Genomic DNA, 2981 nt, shown 5'->3' on the forward strand with positions numbered 1-2981 from the left:
TGCTCTTTAACAATCTGGAAAGCTGATTTAAAAAGTAGTTCTCAAACATTTGTTACAAGTGCTTTGGAAACTTCTTGGCGAAAACCAAATTTTATTTGGTCCTTGTTGTACGACAACAGGCTGTGCCGGTTTCACCGACACTTCTTGGGGTTGTATGGTTAAGTGACTAAGCGTACATGGTGGATGCCTTGGCAGTCAGAGGCGATGAAGGACGTACTAACCTGCGATAAGCTGTGAGAAGTCGGTAAGAGACGCTATTACTCACAGATTTCCGAATGGGGAAACCCACCCGAGATAACTCGGGTATCTGTTACTGAATACATAGGTAACAGAGGCGAACCGGGAGAACTGAAACATCTAAGTACCCCGAGGAAAAGAAATCAACCGAGATTCCCTCAGTAGCGGCGAGCGAACGGGGATTAGCCCTTAAGCATCTTGGAAGTTAGTGGAACGGTCCTGGAAAGGCCGGCGATACAGGGTGATAGCCCCGTACACGAAAACAACCTTGATGTGAAATCGAGTAGGGCGGGACACGTGACATCCTGTCTGAATATGGGGGGACCATCCTCCAAGGCTAAATACTCCTGACTGACCGATAGTGAACCAGTACCGTGAGGGAAAGGCGAAAAGAACCCCTGTGAGGGGAGTGAAATAGAACCTGAAACCGTGTACGTACAAGCAGTGGGAGCCCTTCGGGGTGACTGCGTACCTTTTGTATAATGGGTCAGCGACTTACATTTTGTAGCGAGGTTAACCGTATAGGGGAGCCGTAGGGAAACCGAGTCTTAACTGGGCGTATAGTTGCAAGGTGTAGACCCGAAACCGGGTGATCTAGCCATGGGCAGGTTGAAGGTTGAGTAACATCAACTGGAGGACCGAACCCACTAACGTTGCAAAGTTAGGGGATGACCTGTGGCTGGGGGTGAAAGGCCAATCAAACTCGGAGATAGCTGGTTCTCCCCGAAAGCTATTTAGGTAGCGCCTCGGACGAATACTACTGGGGGTAGAGCACTGTTTGGGCTAGGGGGTCATCCCGACTTACCAACCCCATGCAAACTCCGAATACCAGTAAGTAATATCCGGGAGACACACGGCGGGTGCTAACGTCCGTCGTGAAGAGGGAAACAACCCAGACCGCCGGCTAAGGTCCCAAAGTTCTGGTTAAGTGGGAAACGATGTGGGAAGGCTCAGACAGCTAGGATGTTGGCTTAGAAGCAGCCATCATTTAAAGAAAGCGTAATAGCTCACTAGTCGAGTCGGCCTGCGCGGAAGATGTAACGGGGCTCAAACCAGGCACCGAAGCCGCGGATTCACACTTATGTGTGAGTGGTAGGGGAGCGTTCTGTAAGTCTGCGAAGGTGTATCGAGAGGTATGCTGGAGATATCAGAAGTGCGAATGCTGACGTAAGTAACGATAAAGGGGGTGAAAAGCCTCCTCGCCGGAAGACCAAGGGTTCCTGTCCAACGTTAATCGGGGCAGGGTGAGTCGACCCCTAAGGCGAGGCCGAAAGGCGTAGTCGATGGGAAGCAGGTTAATATTCCTGCACGACTTGTAATTGCGATGGGGGGACGGAGAAGGCTAGGTGGGCCAGGCGACGGTTGTCCTGGTGAAAGTGCGTAGGTGGTGTTTCTAGGCAAATCCGGAGACACAACACTGAGACACGAGACGAACACACTACGGTGTGGAAGCCATTGATGCCCTGCTTCCAGGAAAAGCCTCTAAGCTTCAGATTACAAGTCATCGTACCCCAAACCGACACAGGTGGTCGGGTAGAGAATACCAAGGCGCTTGAGAGAACTCGGGTGAAGGAACTAGGCAAAATAGAACCGTAACTTCGGGAGAAGGTTCGCTCTTGATGGTGAAGTCCCTTGCGGATGGAGCTGTCGGGAGTCGCAGTGACCAGATGGCTGGGACTGTTTATCAAAAACACAGCACTCTGCAAACACGAAAGTGGACGTATAGGGTGTGACACCTGCCCGGTGCCGGAAGGTTAATTGATGGGGTTAGCGCAAGCGAAGCTCTTGATCGAAGCCCCGGTAAACGGCGGCCGTAACTATAACGGTCCTAAGGTAGCGAAATTCCTTGTCGGGTAAGTTCCGACCTGCACGAATGGTGTAACCATGGCCATGCTGTCTCCACCCGAGACTCAGTGAAATCGAATTCGCCGTGAAGATGCGGTGTACCCGCGGCTAGACGGAAAGACCCCGTGAACCTTTACTACAGCTTGGCACTGAACATTGAACCTACATGTGTAGGATAGGTGGGAGGCTTTGAAGGCGTGACGCCAGTTGCGCTGGAGCCGTCCTTGAAATACCACCCTTGTATGTTTGATGTTCTAACGCAGGGCCCTGAATCGGGCTCGCGGACAGTGCCTGGTGGGTAGTTTGACTGGGGCGGTCTCCTCCCAAAGAGTAACGGAGGAGCACGAAGGTTGGCTAATCCTGGTCGGACATCAGGAGGTTAGTGCAATGGCATAAGCCAGCTTAACTGCGAGACGGACAGGTCGAGCAGGTACGAAAGTAGGTCATAGTGATCCGGTGGTTCTGAATGGAAGGGCCATCGCTCAACGGATAAAAGGTACTCCGGGGATAACAGGCTGATACCGCCCAAGAGTTCATATCGACGGCGGTGTTTGGCACCTCGATGTCGGCTCATCACATCCTGGGGCTGAAGTCGGTCCCAAGGGTATGGCTGTTCGCCATTTAAAGTGGTACGCGAGCTGGGTTCAGAACGTCGTGAGACAGTTCGGTCCCTATCTGCCGTGGGCGTTGGATGATTGAAGGGAGTTGCTCCTAGTACGAGAGGACCGGAGTGAACGAACCTCTGGTGTTCGGGTTGTCACGCCAGTGGCACTGCCCGGTAGCTAAGTTCGGAATCGATAACCGCTGAAAGCATCTAAGCGGGAAGCGAGCCCTGAGATGAGTCATCCCTGACCCCTTGAGGGTCCTAAAGGGCCGTTGGAGACCACAACGTTGATAGG

Annotated in this window: 1 rRNA gene; it reads left to right on the forward strand. The window is 52.5% G+C overall.

Annotated elements, in window-relative coordinates:
• Positions 1-156 precede the first annotated feature (156 nt).
• Positions 157-2981, forward strand: a 23S ribosomal RNA gene (locus OKC43_RS21540); the annotation flags it as partial.

It is taken from the genome of Aeromonas sp. Y289-2 (assembly GCF_027705925.1).
Taxonomy (GTDB): domain Bacteria; phylum Pseudomonadota; class Gammaproteobacteria; order Enterobacterales; family Aeromonadaceae; genus Aeromonas; species Aeromonas veronii.